This is a genomic window from Streptococcus sp. 2342, from assembly GCF_013276795.1.
Lineage (GTDB): Bacteria > Bacillota > Bacilli > Lactobacillales > Streptococcaceae > Streptococcus.
Genome location: NZ_VMLR01000013.1, coordinates 1 through 16058 on the forward strand (window position 1 = coordinate 1; position 16058 = coordinate 16058).

Annotated in this window: 12 protein-coding genes, 2 tRNA genes, 3 rRNA genes, 1 other RNA gene and 2 pseudogenes; 19 read left to right on the forward strand and 1 reads right to left on the reverse strand. The window is 42.8% G+C overall.

Going from position 1 to position 16058, the window contains the following annotated elements; genetic code table 11:
• From HT689_RS08745 to HT689_RS08765, 5 genes are all read left to right on the forward strand, one after another.
• Window positions 1-1544: ribosomal RNA gene (locus tag HT689_RS08745) — 16S ribosomal RNA — on the forward strand.
• Window positions 1545-1595: 51 nt separating this feature from the next.
• A tRNA-Ala gene (locus tag HT689_RS08750) sits at window positions 1596-1668 on the forward strand.
• A 125-nt stretch (window positions 1669-1793) separates the two neighbouring features.
• A 23S ribosomal RNA gene (locus HT689_RS08755) occupies window positions 1794-4695 on the forward strand.
• A gap of 76 nt (window positions 4696-4771) precedes the next feature.
• Window positions 4772-4887: ribosomal RNA gene (gene rrf / locus HT689_RS08760) — 5S ribosomal RNA — on the forward strand.
• The 16S, 23S and 5S rRNA genes sit together here with 2 tRNA genes alongside, the layout of an rRNA operon.
• 5 nt (window positions 4888-4892) lie before the next feature.
• Window positions 4893-4966, forward strand: a tRNA-Asn gene (locus HT689_RS08765).
• A 76-nt stretch (window positions 4967-5042) separates the two neighbouring features.
• Here HT689_RS08765 and HT689_RS08770 read toward each other — a convergent pair.
• Window positions 5043-5279, reverse strand: a pseudogene (locus HT689_RS08770) (transposase family protein); the annotation flags it as partial.
• A 447-nt stretch (window positions 5280-5726) separates the two neighbouring features.
• Between HT689_RS08770 and comW the strand changes: the two are divergent.
• The 14 genes and pseudogenes from comW to HT689_RS08840 all read left to right on the forward strand — a co-directional run bounded on the left by comW (window position 5727) and on the right by HT689_RS08840 (window position 15994).
• On the forward strand, window positions 5727-5963 hold the full coding sequence (gene comW / locus HT689_RS08775; protein ID WP_173224583.1) for a sigma(X)-activator ComW: 237 nt from the start codon (window positions 5727-5729) through the stop codon (window positions 5961-5963).
• A gap of 230 nt (window positions 5964-6193) precedes the next feature.
• Window positions 6194-7480: an adenylosuccinate synthase gene (locus tag HT689_RS08780; protein ID WP_173251393.1), complete on the forward strand. Its 1287-nt coding sequence runs from the start codon at window positions 6194-6196 to the stop codon at window positions 7478-7480.
• Window positions 7481-7679: 199 nt separating this feature from the next.
• A complete protein-coding gene (gene tadA, locus HT689_RS08785) occupies window positions 7680-8147 on the forward strand; it encodes a tRNA adenosine(34) deaminase TadA (protein ID WP_173224585.1) in 468 nt (155 codons plus the stop codon).
• A gap of 32 nt (window positions 8148-8179) precedes the next feature.
• Window positions 8180-8277, forward strand: an RNA gene (gene ffs / locus HT689_RS08790) — signal recognition particle sRNA small type.
• A gap of 56 nt (window positions 8278-8333) precedes the next feature.
• The gene (locus tag HT689_RS08795) at window positions 8334-8777 is read left to right on the forward strand and encodes a dUTP diphosphatase (protein ID WP_173224782.1); all 444 of its coding nucleotides are present in this window, start codon (window positions 8334-8336) and stop codon (window positions 8775-8777) included.
• Entirely contained in the window at window positions 8737-9294 is a 558-nt protein-coding gene (locus tag HT689_RS08800; protein ID WP_173224587.1) for a histidine phosphatase family protein, read from the forward strand. The genes HT689_RS08795 and HT689_RS08800 overlap by 41 nt, the downstream gene beginning before the upstream one ends.
• A 10-nt stretch (window positions 9295-9304) precedes the next feature.
• Window positions 9305-10669 carry a DNA repair protein RadA gene (radA, locus tag HT689_RS08805; protein WP_173224779.1) on the forward strand — a complete coding sequence of 455 codons (1365 nt, stop codon included), beginning with the start codon at window positions 9305-9307 and terminating at the stop codon, window positions 10667-10669.
• A 72-nt stretch (window positions 10670-10741) separates the two neighbouring features.
• Window positions 10742-11239 carry a carbonic anhydrase gene (locus HT689_RS08810; RefSeq protein WP_173224589.1) on the forward strand — a complete coding sequence of 166 codons (498 nt, stop codon included), beginning with the start codon at window positions 10742-10744 and terminating at the stop codon, window positions 11237-11239.
• A 24-nt stretch (window positions 11240-11263) separates the two neighbouring features.
• Complete coding sequence (locus HT689_RS08815; RefSeq protein ID WP_173224591.1) at window positions 11264-12079, forward strand: PrsW family glutamic-type intramembrane protease; 816 nt, start codon at window positions 11264-11266, stop codon at window positions 12077-12079.
• Between the two features lie 145 nt (window positions 12080-12224).
• Window positions 12225-13193: a ribose-phosphate diphosphokinase gene (locus HT689_RS08820; protein WP_033680978.1), complete on the forward strand. Its 969-nt coding sequence runs from the start codon at window positions 12225-12227 to the stop codon at window positions 13191-13193.
• Window positions 13194-13311: 118 nt separating this feature from the next.
• Entirely contained in the window at window positions 13312-14199 is an 888-nt protein-coding gene (locus HT689_RS08825; protein WP_173224785.1) for an Rpn family recombination-promoting nuclease/putative transposase, read from the forward strand.
• A 13-nt stretch (window positions 14200-14212) separates the two neighbouring features.
• Window positions 14213-14601 (forward strand): annotated as a pseudogene (locus HT689_RS09810) (hypothetical protein); the annotation flags it as partial.
• 122 nt (window positions 14602-14723) lie between these two features.
• Window positions 14724-15722, forward strand: a complete 999-nt coding sequence (locus tag HT689_RS08835; protein WP_173224593.1) for an Abi family protein — start codon at window positions 14724-14726, stop codon at window positions 15720-15722.
• Window positions 15723-15829: 107 nt separating this feature from the next.
• On the forward strand, window positions 15830-15994 hold the full coding sequence (locus tag HT689_RS08840; protein WP_004242079.1) for a hypothetical protein: 165 nt from the start codon (window positions 15830-15832) through the stop codon (window positions 15992-15994).
• Window positions 15995-16058: the final 64 nt, after the last annotated feature.

Genomic DNA, 16058 nt, shown 5'->3' on the forward strand with positions numbered 1-16058 from the left:
TAATGAGAGTTTGATCCTGGCTCAGGACGAACGCTGGCGGCGTGCCTAATACATGCAAGTAGAACGCTGAAGGAGAAGCTTGCTTCTCTGGATGAGTTGCGAACGGGTGAGTAACGCGTAGGTAACCTGCCTGGTAGCGGGGGATAACTATTGGAAACGATAGCTAATACCGCATAATAGTAGATGTTGCATGACATTTGCTTAAAAGGTGCAATTGCATCACTACCAGATGGACCTGCGTTGTATTAGCTAGTTGGTGGGGTAACGGCTCACCAAGGCGACGATACATAGCCGACCTGAGAGGGTGATCGGCCACACTGGGACTGAGACACGGCCCAGACTCCTACGGGAGGCAGCAGTAGGGAATCTTCGGCAATGGACGGAAGTCTGACCGAGCAACGCCGCGTGAGTGAAGAAGGTTTTCGGATCGTAAAGCTCTGTTGTAAGAGAAGAACGAGTGTGAGAGTGGAAAGTTCACACTGTGACGGTATCTTACCAGAAAGGGACGGCTAACTACGTGCCAGCAGCCGCGGTAATACGTAGGTCCCGAGCGTTGTCCGGATTTATTGGGCGTAAAGCGAGCGCAGGCGGTTAGATAAGTCTGAAGTTAAAGGCTGTGGCTTAACCATAGTACGCTTTGGAAACTGTTTAACTTGAGTGCAAGAGGGGAGAGTGGAATTCCATGTGTAGCGGTGAAATGCGTAGATATATGGAGGAACACCGGTGGCGAAAGCGGCTCTCTGGCTTGTAACTGACGCTGAGGCTCGAAAGCGTGGGGAGCAAACAGGATTAGATACCCTGGTAGTCCACGCCGTAAACGATGAGTGCTAGGTGTTAGACCCTTTCCGGGGTTTAGTGCCGTAGCTAACGCATTAAGCACTCCGCCTGGGGAGTACGACCGCAAGGTTGAAACTCAAAGGAATTGACGGGGGCCCGCACAAGCGGTGGAGCATGTGGTTTAATTCGAAGCAACGCGAAGAACCTTACCAGGTCTTGACATCCCTCTGACCGCTCTAGAGATAGAGTTTTCCTTCGGGACAGAGGTGACAGGTGGTGCATGGTTGTCGTCAGCTCGTGTCGTGAGATGTTGGGTTAAGTCCCGCAACGAGCGCAACCCCTATTGTTAGTTGCCATCATTTAGTTGGGCACTCTAGCGAGACTGCCGGTAATAAACCGGAGGAAGGTGGGGATGACGTCAAATCATCATGCCCCTTATGACCTGGGCTACACACGTGCTACAATGGCTGGTACAACGAGTCGCAAGCCGGTGACGGCAAGCTAATCTCTTAAAGTCAGTCTCAGTTCGGATTGTAGGCTGCAACTCGCCTACATGAAGTCGGAATCGCTAGTAATCGCGGATCAGCACGCCGCGGTGAATACGTTCCCGGGCCTTGTACACACCGCCCGTCACACCACGAGAGTTTGTAACACCCGAAGTCGGTGAGGTAACCGTAAGGAGCCAGCCGCCTAAGGTGGGATAGATGATTGGGGTGAAGTCGTAACAAGGTAGCCGTATCGGAAGGTGCGGCTGGATCACCTCCTTTCTAAGGATAAGGAACTGCGCATTGGTCTTGTTTAGTCTTGAGAGGTCTTGTGGGGCCTTAGCTCAGCTGGGAGAGCGCCTGCTTTGCACGCAGGAGGTCAGCGGTTCGATCCCGCTAGGCTCCATTGGTGAGAGATCACCAAGTAATGCACATTGAAAATTGAATATCTATATCAAATAGTAACAAGAAAATAAACCGAAAACGCTGTAGTATTAATAAGAGTTTATGACTGAAAGGTCAGAAAAATAAGGTTAAGTTAATAAGGGCGCACGGTGGATGCCTTGGCACTAGGAGCCGAAGAAGGACGTGACAAACGACGATATGCCTTGGGTAGCTGTAAGTAAGCGATGATCCAGGGATTTCCGAATGGGGGAACCCAACAGGTACTACCTGTTACCCGCATCTGTTAAGGATGTGAGGAGGAAGACGCAGTGAACTGAAACATCTAAGTAGCTGCAGGAAGAGAAAGCAAAAGCGATTGCCTTAGTAGCGGCGAGCGAAACGGCAGGAGGGCAAACCGAAGAGTTTACTCTTCGGGGTTGTAGGACTGCAATGTGGACTCAAAGATTATAGAAGAATGATTTGGGAAGATCAGCCAAAGAGAGTAATAGCCTCGTATTTAAAATAGTCTTTGTACCTAGCAGTATCCTGAGTACGGCGGGACACGAGAAATTCCGTCGGAATCTGGGAGGACCATCTCCCAACCCTAAATACTCCCTAGTGACCGATAGTGAACCAGTACCGTGAGGGAAAGGTGAAAAGCACCCCGGGAGGGGAGTGAAATAGAACCTGAAACCGTGTGCCTACAACAAGTTCGAGCCCGTTAATGGGTGAGAGCGTGCCTTTTGTAGAATGAACCGGCGAGTTACGTTATGATGCGAGGTTAAGTTGAAGAGACGGAGCCGTAGGGAAACCGAGTCTGAACAGGGCGAATTAGTATCATGACGTAGACCCGAAACCATGTGACCTACCCATGAGCAGGTTGAAGGTGCGGTAAGACGCACTGGAGGACCGAACCAGGGCACGTTGAAAAGTGCTTGGATGACTTGTGGGTAGCGGAGAAATTCCAAACGAACTTGGAGATAGCTGGTTCTCTCCGAAATAGCTTTAGGGCTAGCGTCGACATTAGAGATTCTTGGAGGTAGAGCACTGTTTGGGTGAGGGGTCCATCCCGGATTACCAATCTCAGATAAACTCCGAATGCCAATGAATTATGGTCGGCAGTCAGACTGCGAGTGCTAAGATCCGTAGTCGAAAGGGAAACAGCCCAGACCACCAGCTAAGGTCCCAAAATAATTGTTAAGTGGAAAAGGATGTGGGGTTGCACAGACAACTAGGATGTTAGCTTAGAAGCAGCTATTCATTCAAAGAGTGCGTAATAGCTCACTAGTCGAGTGACCCTGCGCCGAAAATGTACCGGGGCTAAAACAATTTACCGAAGCTGTGGATACCTTTATAGGTATGGTAGGAGAGCGTTCTATGTGTGATGAAGGTGTACCGTGAGGAGCGCTGGAACGCATAGAAGTGAGAATGCCGGTATGAGTAGCGAAAGACAGGTGAGAATCCTGTCCACCGTAAGACTAAGGTTTCCAGGGGAAGGCTCGTCCGCCCTGGGTTAGTCGGGACCTAAGGAGAGACCGAAAGGTGTATCCGATGGACAACAGGTTGATATTCCTGTACTAGAGTATGTAGTGATGGAGGGACGCAGTAGGCTAACTAAAGCAGACGATTGGAAGAGTCTGTCTAAGCAGTGAGGTGTGAATTGAGTTAAATGCTTAGTTCTATAACATTGAGCTGTGATGGGGAGCGAAGTTTAGTAGCGAAGTTAGTGACGTCACACTGCCAAGAAAAGCTTCTAGCGTTTAAACATACTCTACCCGTACCGCAAACCGACACAGGTAGTCGAGGCGAGTAGCCTCAGGTGAGCGAGAGAACTCTCGTTAAGGAACTCGGCAAAATGACCCCGTAACTTCGGGAGAAGGGGTGCTGACTTTAAGTCAGCCGCAGTGAATAGGCCCAAGCAACTGTTTATCAAAAACACAGCTCTCTGCTAAATCGTAAGATGATGTATAGGGGGTGACGCCTGCCCGGTGCTGGAAGGTTAAGAGGAGTGCTTAGCGTAAGCGAAGGTATGAATTGAAGCCCCAGTAAACGGCGGCCGTAACTATAACGGTCCTAAGGTAGCGAAATTCCTTGTCGGGTAAGTTCCGACCCGCACGAAAGGCGTAATGATTTGGGCACTGTCTCAACGAGAGACTCGGTGAAATTTTAGTACCTGTGAAGATGCAGGTTACCCGCGACAGGACGGAAAGACCCCATGGAGCTTTACTGCAGTTTGATATTGAGTGTCTGTACCACATGTACAGGATAGGTAGGAGTCTAAGAGATCGGGACGCCAGTTTCGAAGGAGACGTTGTTGGGATACTACCCTTGTGTTATGGCCACTCTAACCCAGATAGGTGATCCCTATCGGAGACAGTGTCTGACGGGCAGTTTGACTGGGGCGGTCGCCTCCTAAAAGGTAACGGAGGCGCCCAAAGGTTCCCTCAGAATGGTTGGAAATCATTCGCAGAGTGTAAAGGTATAAGGGAGCTTGACTGCGAGAGCTACAACTCGAGCAGGGACGAAAGTCGGGCTTAGTGATCCGGTGGTTCCGTATGGAAGGGCCATCGCTCAACGGATAAAAGCTACCCTGGGGATAACAGGCTTATCTCCCCCAAGAGTTCACATCGACGGGGAGGTTTGGCACCTCGATGTCGGCTCGTCGCATCCTGGGGCTGTAGTCGGTCCCAAGGGTTGGGCTGTTCGCCCATTAAAGCGGCACGCGAGCTGGGTTCAGAACGTCGTGAGACAGTTCGGTCCCTATCCGTCGCGGGCGTAGGAAATTTGAGAGGATCTGCTCCTAGTACGAGAGGACCAGAGTGGACTTACCGCTGGTGTACCAGTTGTCTTGCCAAAGGCATCGCTGGGTAGCTATGTAGGGAAGGGATAAACGCTGAAAGCATCTAAGTGTGAAACCCACCTCAAGATGAGATTTCCCATGATTTTATATCAGTAAGAGCCCTGAGAGATGATCAGGTAGATAGGTTAGAAGTGGAAGTGTGGCGACACATGTAGCGGACTAATACTAATAGCTCGAGGACTTATCCAAAGTAACTGAGAATATGAAAGCGAACGGTTTTCTTGGTTTGAATAGATATTCAATTTTGAGTAGGTATTACTCAGAGTTAAGTGACGATAGCCTAGGAGATACACCTGTACCCATGCCGAACACAGAAGTTAAGCCCTAGAACGCCGGAAGTAGTTGGGGGTTGCCCCCTGTGAGATATGGAAGTCACTTAGCTTTATTCCGCCATAGCTCAGTTGGTAGTAGCGCATGACTGTTAATCATGATGTCGTAGGTTCGAGTCCTACTGGCGGAGTAGTTAATTAAAGGAGGTTTTGACCTCTTTTTTGTTATATAATTAATAATCTATCTCGCACCTAATGAAGCGAGATATTTTTCTTGACGATAGAAGTTTCAGACATCATCATTTTTGAACAGTGATAGCACTTGAATCGACGCTCTCTAAGTAGATTTCTAGTAGACATACCAGTCGTTTCGAGGTAAGAAATCTTAGAATGTTTTTGAAAGTCATATTTCTTCATTTGACTTCCACACTCAGGGCAAGACGGAGCATCGTAGTCCAGTTTAGCGATGATTTCCTTATGTGTCCCCCTATTGATGATATCCATAATTTAGAAATTAGTGTCTGTAAGCTCTAGTAATTTTGTGATAAAGTGTAATTGTTCCATATGATTCTTTCTAATGATGGTTTGGTACCTTTTCATTATAAATCTTATGGAATTTTTTTCTACCCTAAAAAGTGCTTCATTTCTATTCAATCACTTTATAGCTTAAACTGAGAAAGATTCAATGCAATGGTAACCGTACAGGATGATTTGTAATAAGGATAATTTTGTAAATCATTTAAAGGATAATTTTGTAAATCATTTATAGGAATTTTTTATTTTTAGGGATTTAATAGTTTGTTTTTGATGTAAGGTATTTATTCTATTCTGTCAACTTTTCCTATTTTTTCTCTTGTTGAGATTGGTATTTTAACAATTCAGGAATTGATAGTGAATGTGTAAAATTTTTTGTTAGAATAAGTTCATAAAAAAGAAAAGGAGTATTTGATTATGTTACAAAAAATTTATGAGCAGATGGCGGATTTTTATAGAAATATTGAAGAAGAGTATGGTACTGTATTTGGTGATAATTTTGACTGGGAACATTTTCATTTTAAATTTTTGATTTATTATTTAGTTCGATATGGCATTGGGTGTCGTAGGGATTTTATTGTTTACCATTATCGTGTTTCTTATCGTTTGTATCTTGAAAAATTGATAATGAAACAAGGTTTTGTTGCTTGTTGAGACAGTATGAGTTAATTTCCGAACAAATTTAACTTTTTATGGGAAAATAATGATAAATAGCCGGAATTTTTTCTAAAACATTTTTTAATAGTTGGAAATAGCAAATCTTTCTATTGTTTCTTCTTGATAAAAAGGCGATTTTTTCTTATAATAAATTGTAAGATATAATTGCGGGTGAGATTCCTGCCATGTATGTGAGAAAGGAAGAGCCTGAGGGCTCAGACAAGATTATGACTTCAGTTGTTGTTGTAGGTACCCAATGGGGTGATGAAGGTAAAGGGAAGATTACAGACTTCCTTTCAGCGAATGCAGAAGTGATTGCACGTTACCAAGGTGGTGATAATGCAGGTCACACGATTGTGATCGATGGTAAGAAATTTAAGTTACACTTGATTCCATCTGGAATTTTCTTCCCTGAAAAAATCTCTGTTATTGGGAATGGTATGGTTGTAAATCCTAAATCTCTTGTGAAAGAGTTGAGTTATCTTCATGAGGAAGGTGTTACAACTGATAACTTCCGTATTTCTGATCGCGCGCATGTTATTTTGCCTTATCATATCGAGTTAGACCGTTTGCAAGAAGAAGCTAAGGGCGACAATAAGATTGGGACTACAATCAAGGGAATTGGTCCAGCTTATATGGACAAGGCTGCTCGTGTTGGGATTCGTATTGCAGATCTTTTGGATAAAGATATTTTCCGTGAGCGTTTAGAACGTAACCTTGCTGAAAAGAATCGTCTTTTTGAAAAATTGTATGACAGTAAAGCTATTGCTTTCGATGATATTTTTGAAGAGTATTACGAATATGGTCAACAAATCAAGAAATATGTGACAGACACATCTGTCATTTTGAATGATGCGCTTGATAACGGTAAACGTGTGCTTTTTGAAGGTGCACAAGGAGTTATGCTCGATATCGACCAAGGTACCTATCCATTTGTTACGTCATCAAACCCTGTAGCTGGTGGTGTGACAATTGGTTCTGGTGTCGGTCCAAGCAAGATTGACAAGGTTGTTGGTGTATGTAAAGCCTATACGAGTCGTGTTGGAGACGGTCCTTTCCCAACTGAGTTGTTTGATGAAGTGGGAGAACGTATCCGTGAAGTCGGTCATGAATATGGTACAACAACTGGTCGTCCACGTCGTGTGGGATGGTTTGATTCAGTTGTGATGCGCCATAGCCGTCGCGTTTCTGGTATTACTAACCTTTCATTGAACTCTATCGATGTTTTGAGTGGTTTAGATACAGTGAAAATCTGTGTGGCCTATGATCTTGATGGTCAACGTATTGACTACTATCCAGCTAGTCTTGAGCAATTGAAACGTTGCAAGCCTATCTATGAAGAGTTGCCAGGTTGGTCAGAAGATATTACTGGAGTTCGTAATTTGGAAGATCTTCCTGAGAATGCGCGTAACTATGTTCGTCGTGTGAGTGAATTGGTTGGCGTTCGTATTTCTACTTTCTCAGTAGGTCCTGGTCGTGAACAAACAAATATTTTAGAAAGTGTTTGGTCGTAAGAGATTTTTAAGATTTGTTTAAGATAGGTCGGGTATACTATAGACAGTTACAAGAAGACCTCCTAACTTGTTGTAACAAATATCCTAAACTTTTCTTTTTCATAATAATCTCCCTATAAAGTCACCGCATTCGGTGGCTTTTTTTGTGTTAGGATTCATGATATAATAATAAAACTGACAAGTAGAAAAAGGGAAATTGATGAATTATACAGTTGAAGAAAAAGAAGTCTTTATGAGGGAAGCTTTGAGAGAGGCTAAGATTGCTCTTGAACACGATGAAATTCCAATTGGTTGTGTGATTGTCAAGGATGGAGAAATCATTGGTCGCGGGCATAATGCGCGTGAGGAACTGCAGCGAGCAGTTATGCATGCGGAAATTATGGCCATAGAGAATGCGAATCTGAGTGAGGAGAGCTGGCGCTTACTTGATTGCACGCTTTTTGTGACCATTGAGCCTTGTGTCATGTGTAGTGGGGCGATTGGACTTGCCCGTATTCCAAACGTGGTCTACGGGGCTAAAAACCATAAATTTGGCGCTGCTGGGAGTTTGTACGATATCTTGACAGATGAGCGTCTCAATCATCGTGTGGAGGTTGAAACGGGAATTTTGGAAGATGAATGCGCAGCTATTATGCAGGACTTTTTTAGAAATAGACGGAAAAAATAATTTTGCTTTTAAAATGAATAGGAATGTGATATAATAAATAGTGGAGCAACAGTTCTGCGTGAAGCGGGTCAGGGGAGGAATCCAGCAGCCCTAAGCGATTTGAATTGTGTGCTCTTTTTTTCGTGCTTTTTCCGAATAAATAAGATAGAATAATCTAGAATAAATGATAATAGAAAAGAGAAGATGATGAAAATTCGTGGTTTTGAATTGGTTTCTAGTTTTACAGATGAAAGTTTATTGCCCAAGCGTGAGACAGCGCATGCGGCTGGTTACGACTTAAAGGTTGCAGTACGTATGGTTATTGCGCCAGGAGAGATTGTATTAGTTCCGACAGGGGTTAAGGCTTATATGCAGCCGACTGAGGTTCTCTACCTCTATGATCGTTCTTCAAACCCTCGTAAGAAGGGCTTGGTTTTAATTAATTCAGTTGGGGTCGTTGACGGGGATTATTATGGAAATCCTGGGAATGAAGGGCATATTTTTGCGCAGATGAAGAATATCACAGACCAAGAGGTTATTCTTGAAGTTGGGGAACGTGTTGTCCAGGCTGTCTTTGCACCTTTCTTAATCGCAGATGGAGATGCGGCTGATGGCGTTCGAACTGGTGGATTTGGATCGACTGGGCACTAGAATGAAGATTATCTTTGTACGTCACGGGGAGCCAGATTATCGTGAGTTAGAGGAGCGTTCTTATACGGGATTTGGGATAGATTTGGCGCCCTTGTCTGAGAAGGGACGGCAGCAAGCTCAGGAACTGAGCACCAATCCTTTACTCCTTTCAGCTGAAATAATCATATCTTCTGCAGTCACAAGAGCTTTAGAAACGGCTTCTTATGTAGTTTGTGCTACGGGACTTCCTTTGAGAGTGGAGCCATTATTGCATGAATGGCAGGTCTATGAAAGTAGCACAGATAATTTTGAAAAAGCTCGTACTATGTTTCTAGAAAACAAGGGGGAGTTACTTCCTAATAGTCCTATTCAATATGAGACAGCTACGGAAATGAAGTCTCGTTTTCTAGAATGCATGGCTAAGTATCGAGATTACCAGACCGTGATAGTGGTAACTCACAACATGCTTATGCGCCAGTTTGTGCCAAATGAGAAGATTGATTTTTGCCAAGTGATTGAGTGTGAGTTAGAGATATAGAAAGAGGTTTATCATCGCAAAGAAAAAAGCGACATTTGTATGTCAAAATTGTGGGTATAATTCCCCTAAATATCTGGGGCGTTGCCCTAACTGTGGGTCTTGGTCTTCTTTTGTAGAAGAGGTTGAGGTTGCCGAGGTCAAGAATGCGCGTGTGTCCTTGACAGGTGAGAAAACCAAGCCCATGAAACTGGCTGAAGTGACTTCAATCAATGTCAATCGAACCAAGACGGAGATGGAGGAATTTAATCGTGTACTTGGAGGTGGAGTGGTACCAGGAAGTCTCGTTCTCATAGGTGGGGATCCTGGGATTGGGAAATCAACCCTTCTTTTACAAGTCTCAACCCAGCTGTCTCAAGTGGGGACGGTTCTCTACGTCAGTGGGGAGGAGTCTGCCCAGCAAATCAAGTTGCGAGCGGAACGCTTGGGAGATATTGATAGTGAGTTTTATCTCTATGCAGAGACCAATATGCAAAGTGTTCGCGCAGAGGTAGAGAGAATCCAGCCAGACTTCCTCGTTATTGACTCTATCCAAACCATTATGTCTCCTGAGATTTCAGGGGTGCAGGGGTCTGTTTCTCAAGTGCGTGAGGTGACGGCTGAACTTATGCAGCTGGCCAAAACCAATAACATTGCCATCTTTATCGTAGGTCATGTGACCAAGGAAGGAACCTTGGCTGGGCCGAGAATGTTGGAGCATATGGTGGATACGGTGCTTTACTTTGAAGGGGAGCGCCACCATACCTTTCGTATCTTGAGGGCAGTCAAAAACCGTTTTGGTTCCACTAATGAGATTGGGATTTTTGAGATGCAGTCGGGCGGTTTGGTTGAGGTCCTCAATCCGAGTCAAGTTTTCTTAGAAGAGCGTTTGGATGGGGCGACTGGTTCCTCTATCGTTGTGACCATGGAAGGGACGCGTCCGATTTTGGCGGAGGTTCAGGCTTTGGTAACACCGACCATGTTTGGAAATGCTAAGCGTACGACGACGGGACTTGATTTTAATCGTGCTAGCTTGATTATGGCTGTTTTGGAAAAGCGTGCAGGTCTTCTCTTGCAAAATCAGGACGCCTATCTCAAATCTGCTGGCGGTGTCAAATTGGATGAACCTGCCATTGACTTGGCAGTTGCAGTTGCCATTGCTTCGAGCTATAAAGACAAGCCAACTAATCCTCAGGAATGTTTTGTGGGAGAACTGGGCTTGACAGGAGAGATTCGGCGCGTGAATCGTATCGAACAACGTATCAACGAAGCTGCTAAATTGGGCTTTACTAAGATTTATGTACCCAAAAATTCCTTGACAGGAATCACTCCGCCCAAGGAAATTCAGGTCATTGGCGTAACAACGATTCAGGAAGTTTTGAAAAAGGTCTTTGCATAATCCGTGACAAATCCTCTTAAAAATGATAAGATAGGAGAAATATTTGACTATCAAATTTTCGAGGAGGGAATCGTGTCGTATTTTGAACAGTTTATGCAAGCCAATCAGGCTTATGTTGCCCTACATGGGCAGTTAAATCTACCACTTAAACCCAAAACTAGAGTAGCCATTGTGACCTGTATGGACTCTCGTTTGCACGTTGCGCCAGCTTTGGGATTGGCACTTGGGGATGCTCATATCTTGCGGAATGCAGGTGGTCGAGTGACTGAGGACATGATTCGTTCGCTGGTGATTTCCCAGCAACAAATGGGGACAAGAGAGATTGTGGTATTGCACCATACAGACTGTGGTGCTCAGACCTTTGAAAATGGTCCTTTTCAGGAGTATCTGAAAGAGGAACTAGGTGTCGATGTGTCAGGCCAGGACTTCTTGCCCTTTCAAGATATAGAGGAGAGTGTACGTGAGGACATGCAACTCCTTATCAAGTCTCCCCTAATACCAGATGATGTCATTATCTCTGGTGCCATTTATGATGTAGATACAGGAAGTATGACAGTCGTAGAATTATAAATACTTCATTTAGAAAGAAAGTGTATGAAGAAAAACAGTATTTTATTTATTTTTATGTTATTGCTATGTATTGGTTTGCAGTATGAAACTATCTACTATACGGATGGTTCGATGTCAGCTGCGGAATATGGACTAATGGGAGTTTCTATCTTTCTAGCTCTCTTTTACATGATTCCGGCTCTTTATTTCCTTTTCCGTATTGGGAAAAAATGGGAATTACCAAAGAAGGCCTTGATTTTGTCTTTATTGGGTGGGATGTTCCTTTCAGGCTGGCTATCTAGTTTTGCTAATACCTATATCCATGATTTGCTGGGTATTCTTTTCCCAGATAGTGGATTTTTAAATGCCTTTGAAAGTGCTATTGTGGCTCCTTTGGTAGAAGAACCCTTGAAATTGTTGCCACTTGTTTTTGTTTTAGCTTTGATTCCCGTGCGAAAATTAAAATCTTTGTTTTTACTTGGGATTGCTTCTGGTTTGGGATTCCAGATGATTGAGGATATTGGCTATATTCGTACGGATTTGCCAGAGGGATTTGACTTTACTATTGCGAGGATTTTAGAGCGTATCATCTCAGGAATTGCCTCTCACTGGACTTTTTCAGGTCTGGCTGTAGTAGGTGTTTACTTGCTTTACAGAGCCTATAAAGGGCAGAAGGCTGGCAAGAAAGAGGGGATTATTTTCCTAGGTTTAGCCTTGGGAATTCATTTCTTGTTTAACTCTCCTTTTGTTGAATTGGAGACAGAGTTGCCATTAGCGATTCCAGTAGTTACAGCTATTGCTCTTTACGGTTTTTATCAGGCTTATCGCTTTGTTGAGAAGCACGATGAGATAATGAACTAGAATATTTTTCAAAAGAATGATGCAAGGGTACAAATATGTTGCCCTTCTTTTATTTTTGATTGAAAAATAGTGCAAAAAGCGCTACAATGGTAGATGGAAAAATCTTGTGAAAAGCACAAGCGATACATATATACCGGAGGAAATCATGTCTTTTTCTGATTTAAAGCTGTTTGCCCTTTCTTCTAATAAAGAATTGGCAGAACGTGTGGCGCAGGAGATTGGGATAGAGTTGGGAAAATCAAGTGTTCGCCAATTTTCAGATGGAGAGATTCAGGTCAACATCGAAGAATCAATCCGTGGGAAACACGTCTTTATCCTACAATCAACTAGTTCGCCTGTAAATGACAATCTGCTTGAAATTTTGATTATGGTGGATGCTTTGAAGCGTGCGAGTGCAGAATCTGTCAATGTTGTCATGCCTTACTATGGGTATGCACGTCAGGATAGAAAGGCGAGAGCGCGTGAGCCAATCACTTCAAAACTTGTCGCAAATATGCTTGAAGTAGCTGGAGTGGATCGTTTATTGACAATCGACTTGCATGCTGCACAGATTCAAGGATTCTTTGATATTCCTGTGGATCACTTGATGGGAGCTCCTCTGATTGCGGATTATTTTGAGCGTCGTGGCATGGTTGGTTCTGACTATGTGGTTGTCAGCCCAGACCATGGAGGGGTGACTCGTGCTCGTAAGTTGGCAGAATTTTTGAAAACATCTATCGCTATCATTGACAAACGTCGTAGCGTTGATAAGATGAATACTAGTGAAGTCATGAACATCATCGGCAAGGTCGAAGGCAAGACTTGTATCTTGATTGATGATATGATTGATACTGCTGGAACGATTTGTCATGCGGCAGATGCTCTTGCAGAAGCTGGTGCTGTTGAAGTCTATGCAAGCTGTACGCACCCAGTTCTTTCTGGTCCTGCTATGGACAATATCCAAAAATCAGCTATTAAGAAATTGGTTGTTTTGGATACCATCTATCTGCCAGAAGAGCGTTTGATTGATAAGATTGAGCAGATTTCAATCGCTCATCTCCTAGGTGATGCTATCGTACGTATCCATGAAAAACGACCACTTTCTCCACTTTTCGGTATTGAGAAAAAAATTTAATGACCAAGCCTGAGATGATTCTCAGGTTTTTTTCGTCTCTTTTCCGAATAAATAGATAGTAGCAGTGAATCTAGTAAACCTAGATTTAAAAATGTGCTATAATGAAAGGAGAGGAAATATAATTCTCAGACATCCGGGCATTAGCCCGACCAATGATTTGGTAGCTAAGAAAATCTTTAGCAATCCGGAAATCACTTGTCAATTTATCCGCGATATGCTGGACTTGCCAGCTAAAAATGTAACCATTTTGGAGGGAAGTAATATTCATGTCTTGCCTTCCCTGCCCTACTCAGCGCAGGATTTCTATACCAGTATAGACGTCTTAGCTGAGTTGGACAATGGCACGCAGGTTATTATCGAAATCCAAGTTCATCATCAGAATTTTTTCATCAATCGCCTGTGGGCTTACCTATGCAGTCAGGTCAATCAAAACCTAGAAAAAATTCGTCAACGAGAAGGTGATACACACCAGAGTTACAAACACATCGCACCAGTATACGCTATCGCAATTGTAGATAGTAACTACTTCCAAGATGATCAAGCTTTCCATAGCTTTAGTATGCGAGAGGACACGACAGGTGAAGCCTTAACCATCACAAACAATGGTCAAGAAAACCATCTGGTAAAGATGGCATTCTTGGAATTAAAAAAATACAGAGAAACCAGCAAAGATAAGGTTCGCAAGCCGTGGTTGGAGTTTTTTGGTAACAAGCCCTTTACCCAACAACCCGAGCGAGCTATCAGCCAAGCAGATCAACTGCTAGACTATAAGAGCTGGTCCGAGGAGGACAGGGAGATGTTTAGTGAACAACGCAGGCGTGAAGAACAAGCTTTACTCGCTCATGACTATGCCTTGGAAACAGCTAGGGCAGAGGGTATTGAACAGGGGTTAGAACGTGGGAAACTTTTTGCCTTCTTAGACATGGTTCGCCAACATGTTTTAACTTCCGAATTCGCGAGTGAACAATTGGGTATGTCAGTAGCGGAGTTTGAGGCACTATTGTAAGAACGTCACAATAATGGCGTTCTTGGAATTAAGAAAATACAGAGAAACCAGCAAAGACGAGGTTCGCAAGCCATGGTTGGAGTTTTTCGGGAATAAATCCTTTACCCAGCACCCCGAGCGAGCCATCAGCCAAGCAGACCAACTGCTGGACTACAAGAGCTGGTCCGAGGAGGACAGGAATATGTTTAGCCAACTACGTATGCGCGAATAACAAGCCTTGTTAGCACAGGACTATGCCTTGGAGCAAGCTGAAGAACAAGGCTTTGAACGGACCGTGCAGAGGGTCTTGAACAGGGACTGGAGCGTGGGAAAGTTGAAGGATAAATCTTTGCCTTTCTAGATTTAGTACGCCAACATGCTTTATCTTCCGAATTTGCGAGTGAACAATTAGACACAAATTGAAAAAATATCAAGTTTACTTGACTTTTTTTATAGAATAGTATAGTATTTAGATACAAGCACTCCTTTTGCTCCCTGTTTCATAGCAACTGGAGTCATTTTTTTATAGATTTAGAAGGTTAATGATGTACACAACTGATAATAGTATTTCTTTGTCAAGAGATTTAAAGAGAGAAATGAAAGCATTTTTACCTCTTGAAGATTTGGTAAGTTATCTTTCAGATAAGCTAGATATGTCACCTGAAGAGGAACTAGATTCCAAAAATTTTTTACGTTGCCATAGTTACTATTCGTTTTCTGCTTTTATTAAACAGGTTCCAGATAATCTTCATAAAGGAAAATTTCAAGCAGCGATTTTATTGTATGAATTTAATGACTGGTTGTCACAGTTTCTGTTTATATTTTCTGGTAGATTAGAGCAGTTTATAAAATCAACTTTTATTGAATCGCTTTGTCAGCAATATAATGGAAAATATCAAAAAGGTGAGTGTTACTTGGATGAAACTATTTATGAAAACTCTGAATTATATCACGAATTTATTTCAATTATAGAAAAACATTTATCAGAGAATCAAAGTCTTTCAATACAGCATCATATCAAAAATAAAGGTTCTAAATTTCCAATTTGGGTTCTTTTTCAAGAGATGACTTTTGGGGAAACAACTCGTTTTATAAGTGCACTGAAAAAAGAGTACCGGGAGTATTGGATAGATACTACATTTTTATCAACTGGTGTGGTAAATTCTAAAATTCATGGAGAAGAAATCCGGAGTAAATTATTTGGCTGGGTTTCAGCTACATGGTATATGAGAAATAGGACAGCACATCATTTAAGACTATATGGTCAAAATTTTACAATAGCAAGTCCAAGTTTCTTTTCAGCTGATTTGCGTCAAATAAACAAGAATGCAGAGACTAAAAAGAAAAAGACCCATAATAACGATTTATTTGCTTATCTTTTAGCTATGAAAAATCTTATACAACATCATTCACATTCTTTTGTTCAAGATTGGAACGATTTTTTAATGAGTTTAGAGGCACAGTTGATGGAAAAGTCAAATATCATATTATCTAGTAAGATTGGTTTGCCAAGCAATTGGAAAGATATATTGTGGATTGGTTGAACTAAGGAATGATTTATTTGCTCAAGCTATTATTCAGAGAATCTTTGACAATCCAGATGAGAAACCAAACATTAAGAAGTTGATTACCAAGATGAATGAAGGATAAGATGCGAGATTTTGGAATCGCTATAGCGGACGATGTAATAGCTGAACAAGGTGAGAAAATCAGAATCATCAAGGAACACGATGATGCTCTTTCCGTCTGTAAAGAAGATTTGGAAACTCAGTCAAGAATACCAAGAGCAGGTCAAGATGATTCAAATCGTTCCTAGATTCAGTGTGCTTTAATTTTAAAAATTAGGTGTCGAAACCTTTTTTAATACAGACAAAATTAAG

What these genes read in the sequence shown, in the direction of transcription:
- comW (WP_173224583.1), top strand. Translation starts at nt 5,727, where the DNA reads ATGTTACAAAAAATTTATGAGCAGATGGCGGATTTTTATAGAAATATT.
- HT689_RS08780 (WP_173251393.1), top strand. Translation starts at nt 6,194, where the DNA reads ATGACTTCAGTTGTTGTTGTAGGTACCCAATGGGGTGATGAAGGTAAA.
- tadA (WP_173224585.1), top strand. Translation starts at nt 7,680, where the DNA reads ATGAATTATACAGTTGAAGAAAAAGAAGTCTTTATGAGGGAAGCTTTG.
- HT689_RS08795 (WP_173224782.1), top strand. Translation starts at nt 8,334, where the DNA reads ATGAAAATTCGTGGTTTTGAATTGGTTTCTAGTTTTACAGATGAAAGT.
- HT689_RS08800 (WP_173224587.1), top strand. Translation starts at nt 8,737, where the DNA reads ATGGCGTTCGAACTGGTGGATTTGGATCGACTGGGCACTAGAATGAAG.
- HT689_RS08815 (WP_173224591.1), top strand. Translation starts at nt 11,264, where the DNA reads ATGAAGAAAAACAGTATTTTATTTATTTTTATGTTATTGCTATGTATT.
- HT689_RS08820 (WP_033680978.1), top strand. Translation starts at nt 12,225, where the DNA reads ATGTCTTTTTCTGATTTAAAGCTGTTTGCCCTTTCTTCTAATAAAGAA.
- HT689_RS08835 (WP_173224593.1), top strand. Translation starts at nt 14,724, where the DNA reads ATGTACACAACTGATAATAGTATTTCTTTGTCAAGAGATTTAAAGAGA.
- HT689_RS08840 (WP_004242079.1), top strand. Translation starts at nt 15,830, where the DNA reads ATGCGAGATTTTGGAATCGCTATAGCGGACGATGTAATAGCTGAACAA.